Origin of the sequence: Terribacillus halophilus (assembly GCF_900162685.1) — a bacterium.
In the GTDB taxonomy this organism is placed as follows: domain Bacteria; phylum Bacillota; class Bacilli; order Bacillales; family Amphibacillaceae; genus Terribacillus; species Terribacillus halophilus_A.
Map to the genome: position 1 here is coordinate 138,060 of NZ_LT727827.1, position 16,393 is coordinate 154,452.

General features: G+C 36.1%; 16 protein-coding genes. 4 read left to right on the top strand and 12 right to left on the bottom strand.

Going from position 1 to position 16,393, the window contains the following annotated elements; all coding sequences use genetic code 11:
* From B1K52_RS01635 to B1K52_RS18440, 7 genes are all read right to left on the bottom strand, one after another.
* Positions 1–678 (bottom strand): N-acetylmannosamine-6-phosphate 2-epimerase, encoded by a 678-nt coding sequence (locus B1K52_RS01635; RefSeq protein WP_077304630.1) that lies wholly within the window; start codon positions 676–678, stop codon positions 1–3.
* A gap of 54 nt (positions 679–732) precedes the next feature.
* Positions 733–2,742, bottom strand: a complete 2,010-nt coding sequence (locus B1K52_RS01640) for a glycosyl hydrolase 115 family protein (protein WP_077304633.1) — start codon at positions 2,740–2,742, stop codon at positions 733–735.
* A gap of 445 nt (positions 2,743–3,187) precedes the next feature.
* Positions 3,188–4,207, bottom strand: a complete 1,020-nt coding sequence (locus B1K52_RS01645) for a hypothetical protein (RefSeq protein ID WP_077304636.1) — start codon at positions 4,205–4,207, stop codon at positions 3,188–3,190.
* Between the two features lie 108 nt (positions 4,208–4,315).
* On the bottom strand, positions 4,316–4,690 hold the full coding sequence (locus tag B1K52_RS01650) for a hypothetical protein (RefSeq protein WP_077304639.1): 375 nt from the start codon (positions 4,688–4,690) through the stop codon (positions 4,316–4,318).
* A 54-nt stretch (positions 4,691–4,744) separates the two neighbouring features.
* Positions 4,745–5,524 (bottom strand): hypothetical protein, encoded by a 780-nt coding sequence (locus tag B1K52_RS01655; protein ID WP_077304642.1) that lies wholly within the window; start codon positions 5,522–5,524, stop codon positions 4,745–4,747.
* Positions 5,525–5,548: 24 nt separating this feature from the next.
* Positions 5,549–7,132 carry a T7SS effector LXG polymorphic toxin gene (locus B1K52_RS01660; protein ID WP_077304645.1) on the bottom strand — a complete coding sequence of 528 codons (1,584 nt, stop codon included), beginning with the start codon at positions 7,130–7,132 and terminating at the stop codon, positions 5,549–5,551.
* Positions 7,133–7,146: 14 nt separating this feature from the next.
* Positions 7,147–7,296 carry a DUF5344 family protein gene (locus tag B1K52_RS18440; protein ID WP_179106425.1) on the bottom strand — a complete coding sequence of 50 codons (150 nt, stop codon included), beginning with the start codon at positions 7,294–7,296 and terminating at the stop codon, positions 7,147–7,149.
* 141 nt (positions 7,297–7,437) lie between these two features.
* Between B1K52_RS18440 and istA the strand changes: the two genes are divergently transcribed.
* Positions 7,438–8,979, top strand: coding sequence for an IS21 family transposase (gene istA, locus B1K52_RS01665; RefSeq protein ID WP_143588798.1), 1,542 nt, complete (start codon positions 7,438–7,440; stop codon positions 8,977–8,979).
* Positions 8,979–9,743, top strand: a complete 765-nt coding sequence (gene istB, locus B1K52_RS01670) for an IS21-like element IS643 family helper ATPase IstB (protein ID WP_077303950.1) — start codon at positions 8,979–8,981, stop codon at positions 9,741–9,743. The genes istA and istB overlap by 1 nt, the downstream gene beginning before the upstream one ends.
* Before the next feature lie 210 nt (positions 9,744–9,953).
* Here the strand turns inward: istB and B1K52_RS01675 are convergent, their stop codons facing one another.
* Entirely contained in the window at positions 9,954–10,238 is a 285-nt protein-coding gene (locus B1K52_RS01675; RefSeq protein ID WP_077304648.1) for a helix-turn-helix domain-containing protein, read from the bottom strand.
* 1,836 nt (positions 10,239–12,074) lie between these two features.
* Between B1K52_RS01675 and B1K52_RS01690 the strand changes: the two genes are divergently transcribed.
* Positions 12,075–12,260 (top strand): hypothetical protein, encoded by a 186-nt coding sequence (locus tag B1K52_RS01690; protein WP_077304658.1) that lies wholly within the window; start codon positions 12,075–12,077, stop codon positions 12,258–12,260.
* A gap of 94 nt (positions 12,261–12,354) precedes the next feature.
* Positions 12,355–12,591 (top strand): helix-turn-helix domain-containing protein, encoded by a 237-nt coding sequence (locus B1K52_RS18445; protein ID WP_077304661.1) that lies wholly within the window; start codon positions 12,355–12,357, stop codon positions 12,589–12,591.
* 47 nt (positions 12,592–12,638) lie between these two features.
* On the opposite strand, the gene B1K52_RS01700 is transcribed toward B1K52_RS18445, so the two are convergent.
* The 4 genes from B1K52_RS01700 to B1K52_RS01715 form a co-directional block, all read right to left on the bottom strand.
* Positions 12,639–12,977 (bottom strand): hypothetical protein, encoded by a 339-nt coding sequence (locus tag B1K52_RS01700; protein WP_077304664.1) that lies wholly within the window; start codon positions 12,975–12,977, stop codon positions 12,639–12,641.
* A complete protein-coding gene (locus B1K52_RS01705) occupies positions 12,978–14,810 on the bottom strand; it encodes a DUF6792 domain-containing protein (RefSeq protein WP_077304667.1) in 1,833 nt (610 codons plus the stop codon).
* Positions 14,811–14,815: 5 nt separating this feature from the next.
* Entirely contained in the window at positions 14,816–15,424 is a 609-nt protein-coding gene (locus tag B1K52_RS01710; RefSeq protein WP_077304671.1) for a hypothetical protein, read from the bottom strand.
* 221 nt (positions 15,425–15,645) lie between these two features.
* On the bottom strand, positions 15,646–15,840 hold the full coding sequence (locus B1K52_RS01715; RefSeq protein WP_077304674.1) for a hypothetical protein: 195 nt from the start codon (positions 15,838–15,840) through the stop codon (positions 15,646–15,648).
* Positions 15,841–16,393: the final 553 nt, after the last annotated feature.

The following is a 16,393-nucleotide window of genomic DNA, read 5'->3' on the forward strand; positions in this document are numbered from 1 at the left end:
TCAATTTATAGTCTCCACAAACCGTTCCGTAATCTGCTGCGGCCTAGTAATTGCACCACCAACCACCACGGCATGCGCACCAATCTGTAAGCATCGTTTAGCCATTTCCGGCGTCGCTACATTGCCTTCAGCAATTACAGGAGTACGAACATGTTCAATCACTTGCTTTAAAAATGCAAAATCGTTGTCGTAAAGCTTCTTCTTATTTGTTTCCTCTGTGTATCCGTATAGTGTAGTTGAGATACAGTCAAAACCAAGTTTCTCCGCTTGTATAGCTTCTTCTAGGGTAGCAATATCCGCCATCAGTTGTACCGCTGCATCTTTTCCCCGAACATATGTTACTAGTTTACCTAATGCAATATTTTCAGGTCTTCTCCGTACTGTCGCATCCATGGCAATCATCTCACAGCCACTTTCAAGCAGCTCATCAATTTCTCGATAAGTGGCTGTGATAAATACAGAGGAATCTTTATAGTCACGCTTCACTATTCCTACGACTGGCAAGCTCACTTCTTTTTTTATTTCTATAATATCTGTCTTAGAATTTGCCCGTATCCCTTTTGCACCGCCCTGCTTTGCAGCTAGTGCCATTTTCGACATAATAAAGGAACTATGCAAGGCTTCGTCGGGTAAAGCTTGGCAAGATACAATTAGATTATTTTTAACAGCGTTTAACATTCTTCCTTCCCTCCTACCAGTTAAATAGATTTCCTACCGACATAGACCTATTCCCTAGCTATAGATATTTTTTTCTTTCATCGCAAGAAAGAGCTCATCGTCTGTCATGTGGTTCCGCAGATTGGTCAGCAGCATAATCCTTCTATCTTCTTCTGCATACATGAGTTCTCGCTGCCAGTCAAAAAATCTCGGTCCCTCTCCAATCATGCGTATGTAGCTCATCAGATTTTTGAGGATATATGCAGTAAACTTACAATTACTTAAGCAATCATTTTCATAAAACCCGTTCCAGACGCCGTATTCACTCTTTCTCATTTCTGCATTTGCTGCTTGGAACTTTTCAGATGCCCTGCCAGCCTTGTAAAATGCACGCATATATTTTTCACCCGTAAAATCCTCATAAGCATCGCAAAAATCTAATACGCCCTGTATACAATACAAATGTAACTTTGACTGCATATATATGGTAGAATCAAACACCTTTTTTTGTGGCTCTGGCAGTGCATTGCTAACTTTCTCGCATTTACTGACCAAATCAGAAAAAGAATTCAAACCCTTTGTACAAGTATTTTCAAGAAAGGCAACTTGTCTGCCAAATGATCCATTTTCCGCTGCCCATGCAAAATCTGGTGAATGATTGTTGTTATCCTTCATCCATTGTGTTGCCAGCACTCTTACCCCGTAATTATAGAATTGCTCACCAGCGTGGTCATCTTCATGATCGCCATACTTCACCGTACATTTCGCGTAATCTGAAAAACAAGCCGCAACATTACCAAAATCACCAAAATATTCTGAAACAAACACTTGTGCATGGCCCGTACTATCAATCTCTTTTCCTTCCCAAATCTTTTTAATAGCTTCTAAATAAAACACATGCGACCGTATATTAGAGCAATTCACGATTAGGAAATCACCTACACCTTTTGCGAATGCATGGTGTAATTCCTGGTTAACAAAGTCGATAGAGTTTGGAAGCATTGTAATATGGTTTGCTGCTTGCAAATCATAAAACGACACATGATAATAAATTCCATGACGCCCTTTATTAGTTGGCAGAGCTGGTACTCTCAAGTTAGTACTTTCTTGCCTTCTAGAAACCATTTTACCGTACCCATTATCCGCCCATATCTTTATGATTTCTGGATTCAACTGAATATGACCTTCATTGTAAAGTTCCATAACCTCGCCATATAAATTTGTACAGCAAACAGGATTATCTACATATTTTTCGACCAGATCATACTGAATATTGATTAATTCGCTAATTAACGCGCCTCTTTTTTGAGGAGTATCATATGCCGAATCCTCTGCCCAAAAAGGATAATCCCCTTGTCCTCGAAAACCTAAATTAAAAATCGTCTTATGATCCTTCTGCTCCGCTATGCCCTCTTCCCAAAGCGCATGAAAAAATTTAGGATATTTTTTATAAGATGCTTCTAAATGAGGATATTTTCGCGTAAACATTTCCGCACCCAAAGGCTCCGCATGATGATGCGTTATCCAAAGTCCTGTATCCACAGCTTTTTGCCGAAACTTTCTCGAATTCCGATCTGTCCCTGGAATAACCATATTCCCCCCGCACCTAAGCAACGCCTCAAAAGCCATATCCCACAACTCATCCGACTGATTTTTCTCACACATATAATCAATCAAAACCTCATCATTAATAAACCAGCCTCTGTATTTTACTGCCTTCCTTGAAGAGGTATATGTCTGTATAGGAATTTCAATATAATCCACAGACTCGATTTCTTGATCCATCCAAAACCAGAATGGCTTAATCTTCAGAAATTCATTACTTAAGTAAAGTAAGGCATACACAAATCCTAAATCATCGGAGGCTCTTATCTCCATAGCGTCTGGAGCGGAAAATACAATTCTATATACTTCTGGATTAAGCTCCGAATCTTGAACTAAGTCAATCCTGTTTTCTACTCCCTCTGTTACATTGAATTTCTTTTCCATATCTCGCTTTAAGATTTTTATACCGTTTAGAATAGGTCTGGAAGCTAGATTTGAATTGATTTTTGTGCATATATTAAAGTAATAGAAGTTGTTCATTATTTCCTCCCCCTTAATAATTAATTCACTAGTATGCTTTGAATCTGTGTCTGTAATTATTTCACTTGAAGTACCCTTTACTTAATTTAGATGAAGGGGATTGTAATCTTCTATTACTACCATTATACATAATCGAAAGCGCTTTAATAAAATTCGGCTTGTTTTCTAAAAGATCTGCTTTTACCTTTTTTCTTAAGCTATATTTATACAAGGAGTTGCTTTAGGAAAAGCGAAAACTTAATAGAATAAAATAGACCCGTATCCTTTCAATTAGAATACGAGTTCTACATAAGTGCTATATTGATTAAGTAATTTTAAGTGGTGCACATTCTATCGATCTTAAACCGCTTTAGTGCTTTCTAGGAGATAGACTTGGACTTGAGACAGCCCAAATTCGATTTAGGTATGTACCGAATATATTGAAAGACGCCAAAAGGTATCCGTTTTATTTCCTATCTCTAAAGCAAGCAATGAAGGAACATGTTAAAATGAATACCTCCCCTAGGATTATAAACACCTCCACTGCCGTTTCGCCATCCCATACCCAGCTTGACTTGTTAATCCAGAAAAATAAAAGTGCTATTAACAAGAAAGAATTACTTTTCCAAAAAAATGAAAAACCCCTCTTGAATGAGAATATCTTCTCTTTTTTATTTTTAGTGGTCTTATTTTTTTTCTTTTGAGAGGCAAGAGGTTTATCACTTTCTAGAAAGTTTATTAAAGATTCTTGTACAGTTTCCACATATAGACTGACCGAAATGCTGATAAACAAGTATTTATTTCCATCTGATTTATCCATCTCAATATTCCATATATAGTTTTTCCCTGGAACAAGTATCATCCCAGTCTCCAAATTCCATTGATCTTTGTTACTTATTCTTTTATTGTATAAAATTTTACTCGCTTGCTGGTTATTTCTTTTAAAATCTTTTAGAAATAAAGGTATTTTGGGATCGAAATCTCCCTCCTCTGCAATTTTATCTAATACTACTGGGTCTACATTGTGAAGTTCTTCAAATTGGTCATCCGTAATCTCTATTATAATTTTAAACGGATCTTCATTAGATGTTGAATCAAGATTATAGAAATCACCAATGACTTTATTCAACTCTGAGTTTTTAGTCTGGAAAATTATATGTTTTTGTTCTTTTAATTGCACCCACTCTACAATAACGGTTGAATCCTCAGACGGATACACTAACATTAGCTTATCCAAGCTTTCAAATCTTCCTACTTTATTAGCTTCTCTAGTATTTATGGCAATTTCTTTTAGTAAGCTTAGCTGTTGATCTTCATACTTCTGATTACTAATGAAGGTTTGAGGTGCTTTGATAATCTGATTTATTTCCTTCTTAGAAATCTCAAAGTCCTTCGCTACCTTTCTTGCTTCCTCGGCAGAACATGAATCAACAATAACTGCCAAAAGTACTTGTGTTGTGATTCTCACTTTTTCATTTAGTATCATGTGATTTTTCCTCCAACTCCCACAAGCTCACTCAATTACAAATCCGTTTTTAAGACATTTAATACGTATTACATCCTAACGCTTGAAATTAAAAAAATACTACTAAATTCAATTATTAAATATAAAACCTAACATAGACCACATTAAAATATGGAAAATAAAAAACAACAAAGCAGCTAATTTATTTAAAATAAATGGAAGTCTTCTAAATATAATCTGTATGTAGTAATTCATACCAGATGTCAGGATTGCTATATACTTAAATAGATAATCTGCTATACTTTTAGGTTCTCCAAAAACATTCGATTCATAAAGAGTAATTACTAAACGTTGCAAAAAGATTGAAAAGAAAGCAAAGATAGTATTGGCTGTAATAATTAAAGCAATATAAGAACTTGGGATTGGAATGTTAATTCCTAATAAAGCCAATGATAATAAATTCCATAAAATAATAGCAATTACTAACCCAATGATTTTCTTCATGTGTTATTTATGACCTTCCCTTCCCAAGTCGAGTATCTTATCTAAGGTTTATTCTTAGATGAACTGTGATATTTCCTCACTTAACTTCTCACTATAAAATTTACCGTTATATGGAACCACAAAAACTTCCTTTTCATGTATGTTGTCATAATCAAGGTGCCAAACCAAATTTGCACTCGGTAATAAGAATATAACTTGTTTCATCTCAAAATAATCATTTATATAGTCCATTTCTATAAAGGACAGATTATCAAATTCTTGACTATTTGATTTAAAATCTGATAGAAATTGTCTCAGATGCTTTTCTAATTTCTCATCAAAAATCATGGAATCCAGAGTATTTAAATCCATTTGATGGAGTAGATTATAAATCTCTTCTGACAATTGCAAAGCTGGCGTCTCTTGACATTCTAACTTACCACTTAATTCAAAATGCTTAAGCAAAACAGACTGAAAACCATTGTCTTTTAATTGAACGGAGAATACATGTTTACCTTTGCTAATTTCTTGAAATACTACTTTCTCTTCACCTTCTATAAGGTGGATAAATAACACTTTATCTCTCCTGATACATCTTACTTTTTTTTTGGATTGGACTAGAATATGTATTAATTCTTCTAATTCCGCACCAACCATGGTGTCCCTACTATCATCTTTTAAACCTTTTACTGTCAATGAAAGGTCTGTATCTTCAATAAATCGATCTATTGCGACATTGTTTTCTTCTAGGTTCAAGCTATTTAGTATCTGACTTGCCATACTCTCGTACCCGCATAGCGCTAATGCGGAAGCAAGCTCATTTGTTGTTAATGTGCACAATTCAGATTTCATCATTACTCTCTACTCCTCTTTATTAATCTACTTAAATAAGCCTGTAACGAAATTTTTAGCACCGGATAAAGAATCACTAACATCCTCTTTCAACTCTTTATAATTTTCTTTAGTGTTTTCTAATTGTTCATCAACCCACTTACCAGCCTTTTCGCCAAAGTCCTTCACTTTATTTTCAAATGCTATCGAGGATACGATACCAACTGTTGCCCCAACTGCTCCGCCAATTAGTGTGCCAACTCCTGGGCAAATCATCGTACCAATTGCTGCCCCACCCGTTGTAAGTCCTGCCACACCAACGTCCATTCCTAGACCCGCTGCAAACCTTCCTCCTTTTTCCAAGAATGTTTTATCCTTATTCTTATCACTAAAAAATTCTCCACCGTTTGTTCCCAAAGAAAAAATTATTCCTCCATAAGGTATTTTTTTAACGAGCCCTTTTACCATTTTTGTATTTGTTAGTTGCCCAAATGTTTTTGGAATATCAAGAGGCATTTTTCCATAATTGTTAAGAGTAACTTTAGAGTATTTAGCAAAGGAAGAAAAAGTTTCTAGTATCTTCCCATAACTTTTAGTAGTAGTACCAGGTCTAAAACCAACAAGATGCCGCAACAGATTACTTGGTGCATTATCATATTTTTCTAAGACAGTTCTAACTGCGCTTATAGAACTTGTACTTCCTTTTTTTAATATACTGTATAACTTATCTGCTAGTTTGGATTTATATTTTCCGTTCTTTTGTACCCAGTCAGGATGAGCTTTCACTTTAAACTTCCCGTTATCTGTTCTCACTAAAGTGAGTCTCTTACTTATAAGAATAGATGCCGCTAAAGCATTTTTACTTGCATCTAATCCACCATTTAATTTACCTAACTTATCCAGCCAATCAGAAACATTTCCTAAAGCTGTGGCGTCTCCATCTTTTATTGATAATTCTACAGCCGCATCGACTAACTTATTAATCGTTTCGTTTCCAGCAAAATATTTATCAATCTCTTTCATTGTACCAGAATCGAGCCTAATTCCCTTCGATTCCCAAGATGCAACGCGATCGATGTAATCAACAATAGCATCTAATTCAGCAGCAGATTCTTTTAATGCTTTTGAGCTTTTATCATTTAGATCAGTTAAATCTTCCATAGTTTTATCAACACTATGGTTCGCCATGTCAAAACGCTGTGACAAAGAAGTAAGAGAGATTGATGGTATTCCTACAATGTCACTGACAGAATGGATTTCTCTATTTATATCCTCAATTGTACTCATGGCCAGCTTTTCAATAGATTTTATTTCTGTCTTTACATCTTGTTCCAAAAATTCTTGTTTAACAAATCCTGTTCCTTCTTCAAATTCTGATATATATTTTTTTACTTCATCCAAGTTTTTAAGGTGGTTTTCGATGAATAGGTTTAACATTAAGATGGCAGGAATATGAAGGACGGTAAGGTGATCTTTAATTGCGCTTGCTCCATCACCTTTAAAAGCATCACCCAAATTAATGATTTTGTTTACCGAATCACGGAGATCCAATACTTGCTCTTTCTCATTTTCTTTCTTTTTTTTTGACTGATCCAATTCTGGTAGAACTTCAGATACCTTTATTACATTCATTCTGCCATACTCCTTTATTTTATTTGCTCGGCAAGCTCTTTATCCTTTTCGATCAGCTGATCAATCTGTGTCCTCATCTCGTTTTCCGTTCGTAAGAGAAGTCTTTTATATGTTTCTATAGCTTTGTAATACTTTTCTTCAATATTAATAACTTCATTCAACATGTCTAAACGGTGTAAACGCTAGAATAAAGTTGACACTTTTTGCTCGATAGGAATTTACACTTTTGCTCAATCAACCTACTACTTTAGTAAAATAGATTTGACGTTATTTTACTGGAGGTTAGTATTTTGGAGGAGAAGTTAGTGTTATATATTAAGATTAAGGAATTACATAAGAGAAAGTTTAAAGTAGCACAAATCTCTAAGGAGCTTAAGATCTCAAGACCGACTGTCTATAAGTATTTAGAAATGACATTCGATGAGGCAAAGGCCTATACTGAACAGCCCTCGAGAAAGATGAAAAAATTAGATCACTATAAGGACTGGATACTGGCCTGGCTAGAAGAGTATCCCCACCTAAGCAGTGCTCAGATCCATGATTGGCTTTTAGAAAGATACCCCGACCTAGTGGTCGGCGGAAGTACTGTAAGAACATATGTAAGGGATATTCGAGAAGTCTATCAGATTGAGAAAAAGATGATTGTTCGTCAATACGAAGCAGTTCCTGAGCAGCCAATGGGTAAACAACTCCAGGTAGATTGGGGAGAAACAAAACAGAAAAACGTGAACAATAAGGAAATCAAACTATACTTTATTGCCTTTGTACTCGCTAACTCACGACACAAATATATGGAATGGCAAGCACGTCCATTCACTACAAGAGATGCGATTCGTTGTCACGAAAACGCATTCCAGTTCTATGGGGGACGAACAGAAGAAATTGTCTATGATCAGGATCACTTAATCTCAGTAAGTGAAAATGCAGGTCAACTACTTTTAACAGCTGAGTTTCAAAGCTATGTAAACGAGCGTAAATTCAAAGTTCACCTGTGCCGAAGAGCGGATCCAGAATCTAAAGGTATGATTGAAAATGTAGTGAAATACATAAAAGGCAACTTCGCTGATAGTCGTGTGTTTAGAGATATAGAAGATTGGAATAAACGGGCAAGGCAGTGGCTCGAGCGTACTGGAAACCACCAGGTTCACCAGACAATGAAAAAAAGACCAGCAGAAGTGTTTCTCCTCGAAAAGCAACACTTACAGCCAGTCTCTTCGTTACTTTCATATGAAAGTACCAATAACCAAAGTATAACAAGAAGTGTCAGCAAGGACAACACGATCCGGTACAAGTCAAACCGTTACTCTGTCCCACTGGGGACTTATCAAAATATGAGTGAGAATCTTGTGTGGATTGAAATCAGGGAAGATGATCAGGCCCTGATCATCCGTAAAGAAGCAAATGGTGAAGTGATTGGCGAGCATATGATCAGTTCTGAAAAGGGAAAGCTGATTCAAAACCGTCACCATACTCGTGATCGCTCCAAAGGTGTGGAAGAGCTTAAACAACGCCTCATTTCCCACTTTGGAGATCAGGTTCGCGCAGCTGCATATTTAGATGAGATTAGCCAAAGATACCCTAGGTATCGGAGAGATCAATTTACAATTATTCATAAGGTGATCCAACAATACCCAGCTTTAATTGATACTGTTTTAACCAAGTGCACGACAGAAAAGCTCTACAATGCGAATGACTTTCGCGATATCGCTCATCACCTTGATGCTTTACGAGATGAGCCGATTGAAGAAGTACAATCTTATTACACGAGTCCGCCAAAACATTCTCATATCAAAGCCTCTACCCGTTCTCTAAATGCCTATACTAGCATTTTAGGAGGTAGAGCATGATGAATAAGACAGTACATGAACTACAAAATCAATTCCGGCAGCTACGCTTAGCAGAAACGGCGGAGGAGCTACCACAGCTTCTTCGCGAAGCTGAAAAAGCATCGTGGACTTACTTGGAATTTTTAGAGTCTATCACTCGCTTTGAATTAGCCAAGCGTGAAGCGAAAAGTCTGGAGAAAAGAATGAAATGGGCACGCTTCCCTTTCGTGAAGTCATTAGACGAGTTTGAGCTGAAAGGCCAAAACATTCTGACGGCTCGCCAGCTCTCTCAACTGCGAGAATTAAGCTGGCTGGAGCAACAGTACAATCTCATTCTTTTAGGTCCTCCCGGCATCGGAAAAACGTATATCGCAATTGGTCTTGGATTGGAGGCTGTTTACAGAGGGTTCAATGTTAATTTCGCTACAATGGGAGAACTTGTGCAGCTTCTAAAATCAGAAGAATACCTGAACAAATCTAAAGTTCAGCTTAAGAGAATTAGAAATGCCGACCTAGTGATCATTGATGATTTAATGTATATGGCCATGGATCAAAGAGAAGCAAACCTATTCTTTCATTTGATTAATCATCTGTACGAACGAAGTTCGATTATCCTGACGTCAAATAAAAGTCCAGATGAATGGGGCAATTTAATCGGAGACCAAGGTATCACCACAGCGATTTTAGACCGTTTACTTCATCGAGTGGAAGTGATTCATGGAGGCGAGGAAGAGGAAAGCTATCGGATGAAAAATCGGAAGAGCATCTTTTCAGCAGAAGTGTAAAAAGGAAACGAGCAAAAAGTGTAAAATTCAACTTGACGTCTACAACTATTCACTAGTAATCGTTTTTTATATCAAGGGCAATCTTTTTATGTTTTGTAATAAAACTAGTAACTTATTTATATATATGTATAGGGTTATGATTCGGTAATCCTGATTCAGGACCAATAAAATAGACTGCTGACTATATGTCGCAGTCTTCACTCATAAAAATCAATCTATGATTCTTTTTAAGGATTCTTTATTCTGAATAATTGTTTTCAGATACTTCTCCGCCTCTTCTTCCATTCCGAAACCGTTTAATAGAATGTTAAGTTTCGTAGTTAATTCACATCCTCTTTTCCCTCTAATTAAACGATAAATATAACTAGGGGACAAATTCGTTCTATCCGATATTTCGTGCAAGCTATACCCTCGTTCTTTTTTTAATACTTCTACTAACTCACCAAATCGCTCGTCAATCATTTTAACAATAGTCATCTTCTCTTCGTTAAGCATTTCTTTCCCTCCCACAAAACTACAATTAAGCAGTACCTATTTTGTTATTGCCTTTTATTCTAAGCAATTCGAACAAGTTAATTACCACTATGAGAGGTCTAATTACTACGTGATGCAATATAATCTAACAATATTCAAATCAGGATGACCGAATCATAACCCTATATAAATTATTGTTGAATTTAAGTTTAAACGGTCTCTAATTGAAAGCGATCCATGAATTCAAAAAGACACTATTTAAAGATAAACTAAGTAGCGCAACATAAAACAATAAACTCTTATTATTTTTGAACCAGGTACGTATATTAAGAGGAGGCAATAGTTACAACCTAACTTGTTTAAAATGAAAGATGCATTCCTCTATAGCCCTACCTAACTGCATAAAGAGTCTATATATTCACAAAAAGCATAGTCACAATTGTATTTTTGATTACCGGTTTTGACTTTAGGTAAAACTCGTGACAACCCTACCGCTGAGTGTTGCAGTTTTTCATAAGAATTTCACCTATTTTTTGAAAAAACTCTATTCGTTTATTTCCGATAGTCAAAACCGGGAAAAATCTACCGCTGACTGTTGGAACTTTGATTAAGCTAAAAGAACTTATTTGTACCTATTGTCAACTAAGTCTACTAGATTCAATTCACTTATTCATTTATTGTCTTTAGTCAATTTATATTTGGCGATTTACCGCAAACTATTGTAATCTCTAAAACTTTGTCCATTTCTACCGCTGATTCCTGCAGTTTTTACGTTACACAGTTTAACTACTTGGTATAATCATATATAATTGAATGCCATTCAGTTTGAGTCATGCTGTTCAGAAATAAGAGTTAATAGGAATTCCTCAAACTGCTTATCTTCTAAATAATACAAATCAATGAAAAGGTATGGCTGCTTATCTCCTTTTGCTACCGTTTCATAGCCCTCTCTCCTTCCAAAACGATCATTTCTTGAAGAATATTCGTACCCCAACCAGTCCAACAATTGAAAAAAACGCATTGTGGGGTGGGATCTCCAGATCTCATACACCAAACTTATTATTTTACTTTTATGTTCCATCTTTTATATTCAATCCTTCCATATTAATGTAGTGTGTAGTGGTTAGTTTTTCCCCATATACCCTAGAAATACAAGGCAAAGACGAAAAGAAATGCCACCATTATCTCCACACTTTATACAACTGTTAATTGTGTATACACTTTCTCAGATAAATACTGATACCATGCGAAAATTGACTACAAAAGTGTTAACCAAAGTATCATCTAAAAGCCAAAGTTAGCAGTAAATCAAGTTTTAAGTGTAAACACATTCGAATATACACTGTAATATCATGAGACTTTCACATTTATTTTAAACACTGTATAATGGTCTTAGAGGGCGAAGATACTATTTCTACCTTCATCTTTCTAGGAATCTATTCATTTCGGCTAAGCTAAGATCAGCAGGTTTTTTACCCGTCTTTTTGCAATAGTTAAATAATGCCCTTACTTTTATTCTTGGTTCCTTCGGATCACGTGGAATTACATATACTCCATCCAACAAAGCATCATCAAACTTATTTATTTCATCGTTTATTTTATTCTTATCTCTTTTTACTTTATATAATCTGAGCCATCTCCATACAATAAGGAAACACACCGTATAACCCAACGCTATGCTAGTAATCCTCATGCTATCCACCTCTAACTTTGTTATTCTCAATCCACTTCTGAAACTACTAGTACTATAAATATAGAATATAACTTGTATGCTGCTATGACTTTTTAACTTTTTAGTTAGAAAGCCCTCCAACTCCCTTTTTCAAAAAAACAATCTAGTAAAGGAGCAACTTTCGTATGCCACTCGGTAAAGAAATAAATCAAAACCTAATCAAGAATGCTAAGAAGACTGCAGCCAAACATCAGAGGTTCAAAGAAAGCCTCAAAAGCTTTTATCTCAATAACAGAGAAAAAGAGTATCAACAAAACCAACTTGAAATGTCACAGCTCTTAAAAGATTTAGATAGTAGACAACAACAATAGTGAATCTGTAGCAAAGTTTATCCTTTATAACTTTTTGGTTAAAAAGGATTTTATAAAACCAAATCAAAATCTACTATGAAAGGCACAATACGTGATGAAACTATATCCAGAAAGAGAAGCAGCAAAAAAACTTGGTTTGAGTATTGGCACTATTCAACGTATGTGTGAAACTGGAAAGTTAAAGGGCTGCTATAAAATTAACGACACTTGGCAAATTCCTCAAGATAATTTCATTACTAACAAAACACATGATATTAGGTCAGAAAGTTATGTACGGTATCTTGATAGGAAGAACAGTCACCATGGTAACTTAGATGAGTTTGACCTATAAAATTTAGAACAAGAAGAAGGAACTAGTATGCATGGCTAGTCCCTTCTTCATTCCATATTGTGATCTTCATAAGTGACTGATATCCGCTGCTCCTTCATGTCTTCCACTTGTTCATTAAATGTAGTTACAGCTTTGTTTATCTTTCTGGTAACATCTTCACATAGCTCTTCATCATGATTCATCCGACTTGTCGTTTCCTTCTTCATCGCATCAATGATTTTACCTTTTTGATCTTCACTAATGATTATCTTATTGACATAAGAGTAGAAGCGTTCATCATTTTCTCTAATACCATCTATGGGAGTCTTTAGAGCCTTTTTCTTGTCGGAGTAATCCTTGTTAGGGATTAGCTGTTCGGTAGCTTGGAATGTGCGTTGCTGTCCCATTTAGAACCTCCTTGAAAAATCGAATAGCCTGGATACATTGTCCTCTTCATCAAATAAATCCTCGATGGCCTTTCGGTACTTCTCGATATACAGCTTACCGCTTTCCACTGACTTCTTTAGTTCATGGATTTCTTCATCAAAATCATTATTCTCCAAAGGGTAAAAGACTTCATGTACTTTTATAGACTTCATTTCTTTATTAAATGTGGGTAAGTGTCCATGCTTGGCTAATAAGTCACGGTAACTACTTGGACTGGATTCCATGCGATCGATCTCGTCCTGGACTTTCCGTTGTTCATCCTTATAACTATCATCTAATACCTCTTTTACCGCTTGCTCGAAATTCCGAATCTTGGTTTCTTTTTCTTCTAGGATGGGGAGGGTCTCTCGATACATGCGGAGTGCTGCGGAGATGTTCACTTTGATAGGATCGCCATTAGTTGCTGTGTAGACCATATCTGTACCGAAATAGCTTTTATTCCCTTTCGACATGGCAGCAAGTAGTTCCGGTATGCTATGGCTAGCTACTATTTTATTTAGACTCTCAAAAAAACCGCTATCTTTCATGCGATCCATTGATGCCGTTAACGATGACTTTATCCATAATATACTTCCGCCAAATGCAACCGTAGAGATATCTTGCAAAAATTGAACACCAGACAAACTGGAATTGGCATTTAATCCATCTTCTATCGTTGAAAGGTGAGACTCTATCAGTTCCAGTTCTTCAATCATCGTATCTTTTTCTTTAAGGGATATATAACCCGCTTCTTGTAACCGTCCAAATATCAAGTCCTTGTTATCCAAAACGACTCTTACTTTATCCAGTAAGGGCGGGACACTCTTATTTAGAGCTTTTACTGTTTCATCGAATTCTCCTTGATTAAACGTGTACCAACTCAAGAAACTCCCGAAGCTGTTTACATCCTTCAGATAGTCTATATTCACCCCAAAGAGCTGTTTAGCGACCTCTTTTGTGCCACCTGCATTATCTGCTTTTGCATAAATTACTGCTAAGTCCTGTACATCCTTTATAACTTCAGGAGGAATGTCTTTTGCTAACTCTTTAATTCCCGAGACATCTGGGTTGGTGTCAACAACTTCAATCTGCCCCAATTCTACCATCCCTGGAATAAAAGGGGTCAACCCGTTTAGCGGGTCATCAGAAGAGATTATTTGATGTATGTTTTTGGATTCGTCTTTAAAAAACTCTTTAGTGAACACCTCTAACTCATCCGCAGAAACTCTTTGGCGTAGATCCGCATCGTTTCTCACCTTAAACTTTTCTATTACTGCTTTTTGAAAGTCAATATTCATATCAAATAACTGATAAGCGTTAACTTGGGCCCCATTCATACCATAAACCTCGTCGAAAGTGCCATAGCCTAAGTATGCCTCTGCATTATTGTGGTGGCCAAGTGAATGCCCCCAAGAGATCACCTTAGCGTCTTCGTCTACGCCTAATTTATTCTTGGCCTTTTCAACAAATAAATCTGTAGCTTGAGGTTGGTCAATTGATTCCCCTGCAAGTGGACCTTTGGCATTAAATGACCAGTCTGGTCCATTGGTGGTTCCTTGAGAGATAACGTACATCTCTTCTTGATTTCCGTCATCAATGTATATGGCTGTACCGTTATAGCCCGTCTGATTAATTAAACTATCTTCAGTATCAGAGGAGTGGAATATTTTTATATCTGCATCTAAAAGTGAGCCTGTCTCTTCTAGGTAAATTTGTTGTATGGTTGACTTTAATTTATCTGCGGTCATATTTTCGTATTCTTTATTAGTTAATCGCATTGCCATCAGTTCATAATCAAGTATGCCTTTAGCCATTGCATTCACTTACCTTTGTCATTGTTAAATTGAATCGATTTTAACACATCTGATACTTTTTCTTTCTCTTCTTCTTTTAGAGAATCACACTGATTATTTTCAATATCTTCTCTACAAATAATGCTTGTAAATACCTGTATTTCTTGTTTACTTTCATTTCTTACTATGGCTGCAATATAACTAGTTGAATCATCCGAATCCATTTCAGCAATCTCAAGATGTTGGTTCTCATTCTCACTCGGTACTTTTTTAAAATCCAGTTCTTCTCCAGCTCTACGATTCATTAGATCTCTACTATATTCAATATCAGGTATGGAGCTATAGTAGTTAATGATGAATTGGTCCATTACATCTGCATCATTGTCATCATAATAAAAGATCAGAGATTCTGAATTTCCTTCATTACCCGCCATACTTGTTTCGTCTACAACCATGTCTTCAGGAAAATCAAGAGTGAAAGTATTAGTAGCTGATTTAAGAGTGTAATAACCTTCTCTGACTGGTTCAGTTGATTCTAAGTAATCTCTCGTCAATTCATCCTGGAAAGCCGGCACATCCGGCAAGTCTTTGGGATCCATCTCAGAAGGGGAGAGGGACTCTTTGCCATTACTCATATTGCATCCTCCTAAAATCAGCGTAGTAAGTATCACAATGATTGCAAATTTATATTTCACGCAGCGTTACCTCCATAAGGTTTGGATTGTTGCTGTAATGTAGTCCATAAAAATTATACAAAACACATCCAATCATTCCCAGCCTTTGTAAGAAGCTTTTCCAAAACGGTTCTTTAGTCTTGGGGATATGTACCAGTGTTATTTTCCTGACAAAAATGCTATTATCCTTCTTCCTCTTCGTTTAGTGGAATGATTTTGCCATTAGGGTACTCCTTTACCAACTTGCCATCCTTTTCGTATACGATATATGTATTATTCTTTTTTGCCTGTTCCATGGCCACTTCTCCGGTTCGTTTTATGTACTCATCCATCCACTCATACTTTCTTTTTGTTCGATTGTTCTTGTTATCTGCCATACTTAAGACCTCCTATCAGTTCTTAGTAAAAGTTTAATTGTCCTTCCTTCTTATACATCTAGGTATCTTTAGGATGCGCTTTTAAGCTTCTCATGCTACGTTCACATTGCCTTTTACCTCCTCCTACTTATCTCATCCTAGATAACCCAATAGCCTTTTTACTTGCATTGTGAGCTGCTTTATAAAGCGGGTTATACCTCTTTTCGTCTGACTTTAGATAGCTAACAATCAAATGTATGTCCGGATTAGAAAGAGAGAATAATTTTAGCTTTTTATTTATTCTCTTAGCAACATCATTTATAGTTGGAAACTTCTCTAGTAGCATTTTCTCATCATGCACTAAGTCAATTCCATTCCAGTACGAAATCCAGATGCTTTAGCGCAAAGTCAACAGCCATAATCTCTCCATAGATACTTACAGTCTGCATACTGCTGTTATACTGTTTTTTAGATTATACAAATGTACATCCTTGTCCTACATAAATAGCACCTAAACCAAATATACTTTATCTTTTTAATTCTGAAGCATCAACAAACACCCGAAGTATCTCTT

Coding starts and splice junctions, on each gene's coding strand:
- B1K52_RS01635 (WP_077304630.1), bottom strand. CDS start 678: ATGTTAAACGCTGTTAAAAATAATCTAATTGTATCTTGCCAAGCTTTA.
- B1K52_RS01640 (WP_077304633.1), bottom strand. CDS start 2,742: ATGAACAACTTCTATTACTTTAATATATGCACAAAAATCAATTCAAAT.
- B1K52_RS01645 (WP_077304636.1), bottom strand. CDS start 4,207: ATGATACTAAATGAAAAAGTGAGAATCACAACACAAGTACTTTTGGCA.
- B1K52_RS01650 (WP_077304639.1), bottom strand. CDS start 4,690: ATGAAGAAAATCATTGGGTTAGTAATTGCTATTATTTTATGGAATTTA.
- B1K52_RS01655 (WP_077304642.1), bottom strand. CDS start 5,524: ATGATGAAATCTGAATTGTGCACATTAACAACAAATGAGCTTGCTTCC.
- B1K52_RS01660 (WP_077304645.1), bottom strand. CDS start 7,132: ATGAATGTAATAAAGGTATCTGAAGTTCTACCAGAATTGGATCAGTCA.
- B1K52_RS18440 (WP_179106425.1), bottom strand. CDS start 7,296: ATGTTGAATGAAGTTATTAATATTGAAGAAAAGTATTACAAAGCTATA.
- istB (WP_077303950.1), top strand. CDS start 8,979: ATGAATAAGACAGTACATGAACTACAAAATCAATTCCGGCAGCTACGC.
- B1K52_RS01675 (WP_077304648.1), bottom strand. CDS start 10,238: ATGCTTAACGAAGAGAAGATGACTATTGTTAAAATGATTGACGAGCGA.
- B1K52_RS01690 (WP_077304658.1), top strand. CDS start 12,075: ATGCCACTCGGTAAAGAAATAAATCAAAACCTAATCAAGAATGCTAAG.
- B1K52_RS18445 (WP_077304661.1), top strand. CDS start 12,355: ATGAAACTATATCCAGAAAGAGAAGCAGCAAAAAAACTTGGTTTGAGT.
- B1K52_RS01700 (WP_077304664.1), bottom strand. CDS start 12,977: ATGGGACAGCAACGCACATTCCAAGCTACCGAACAGCTAATCCCTAAC.
- B1K52_RS01705 (WP_077304667.1), bottom strand. CDS start 14,810: ATGGCTAAAGGCATACTTGATTATGAACTGATGGCAATGCGATTAACT.
- B1K52_RS01710 (WP_077304671.1), bottom strand. CDS start 15,424: ATGAGTAATGGCAAAGAGTCCCTCTCCCCTTCTGAGATGGATCCCAAA.
- B1K52_RS01715 (WP_077304674.1), bottom strand. CDS start 15,840: ATGGCAGATAACAAGAACAATCGAACAAAAAGAAAGTATGAGTGGATG.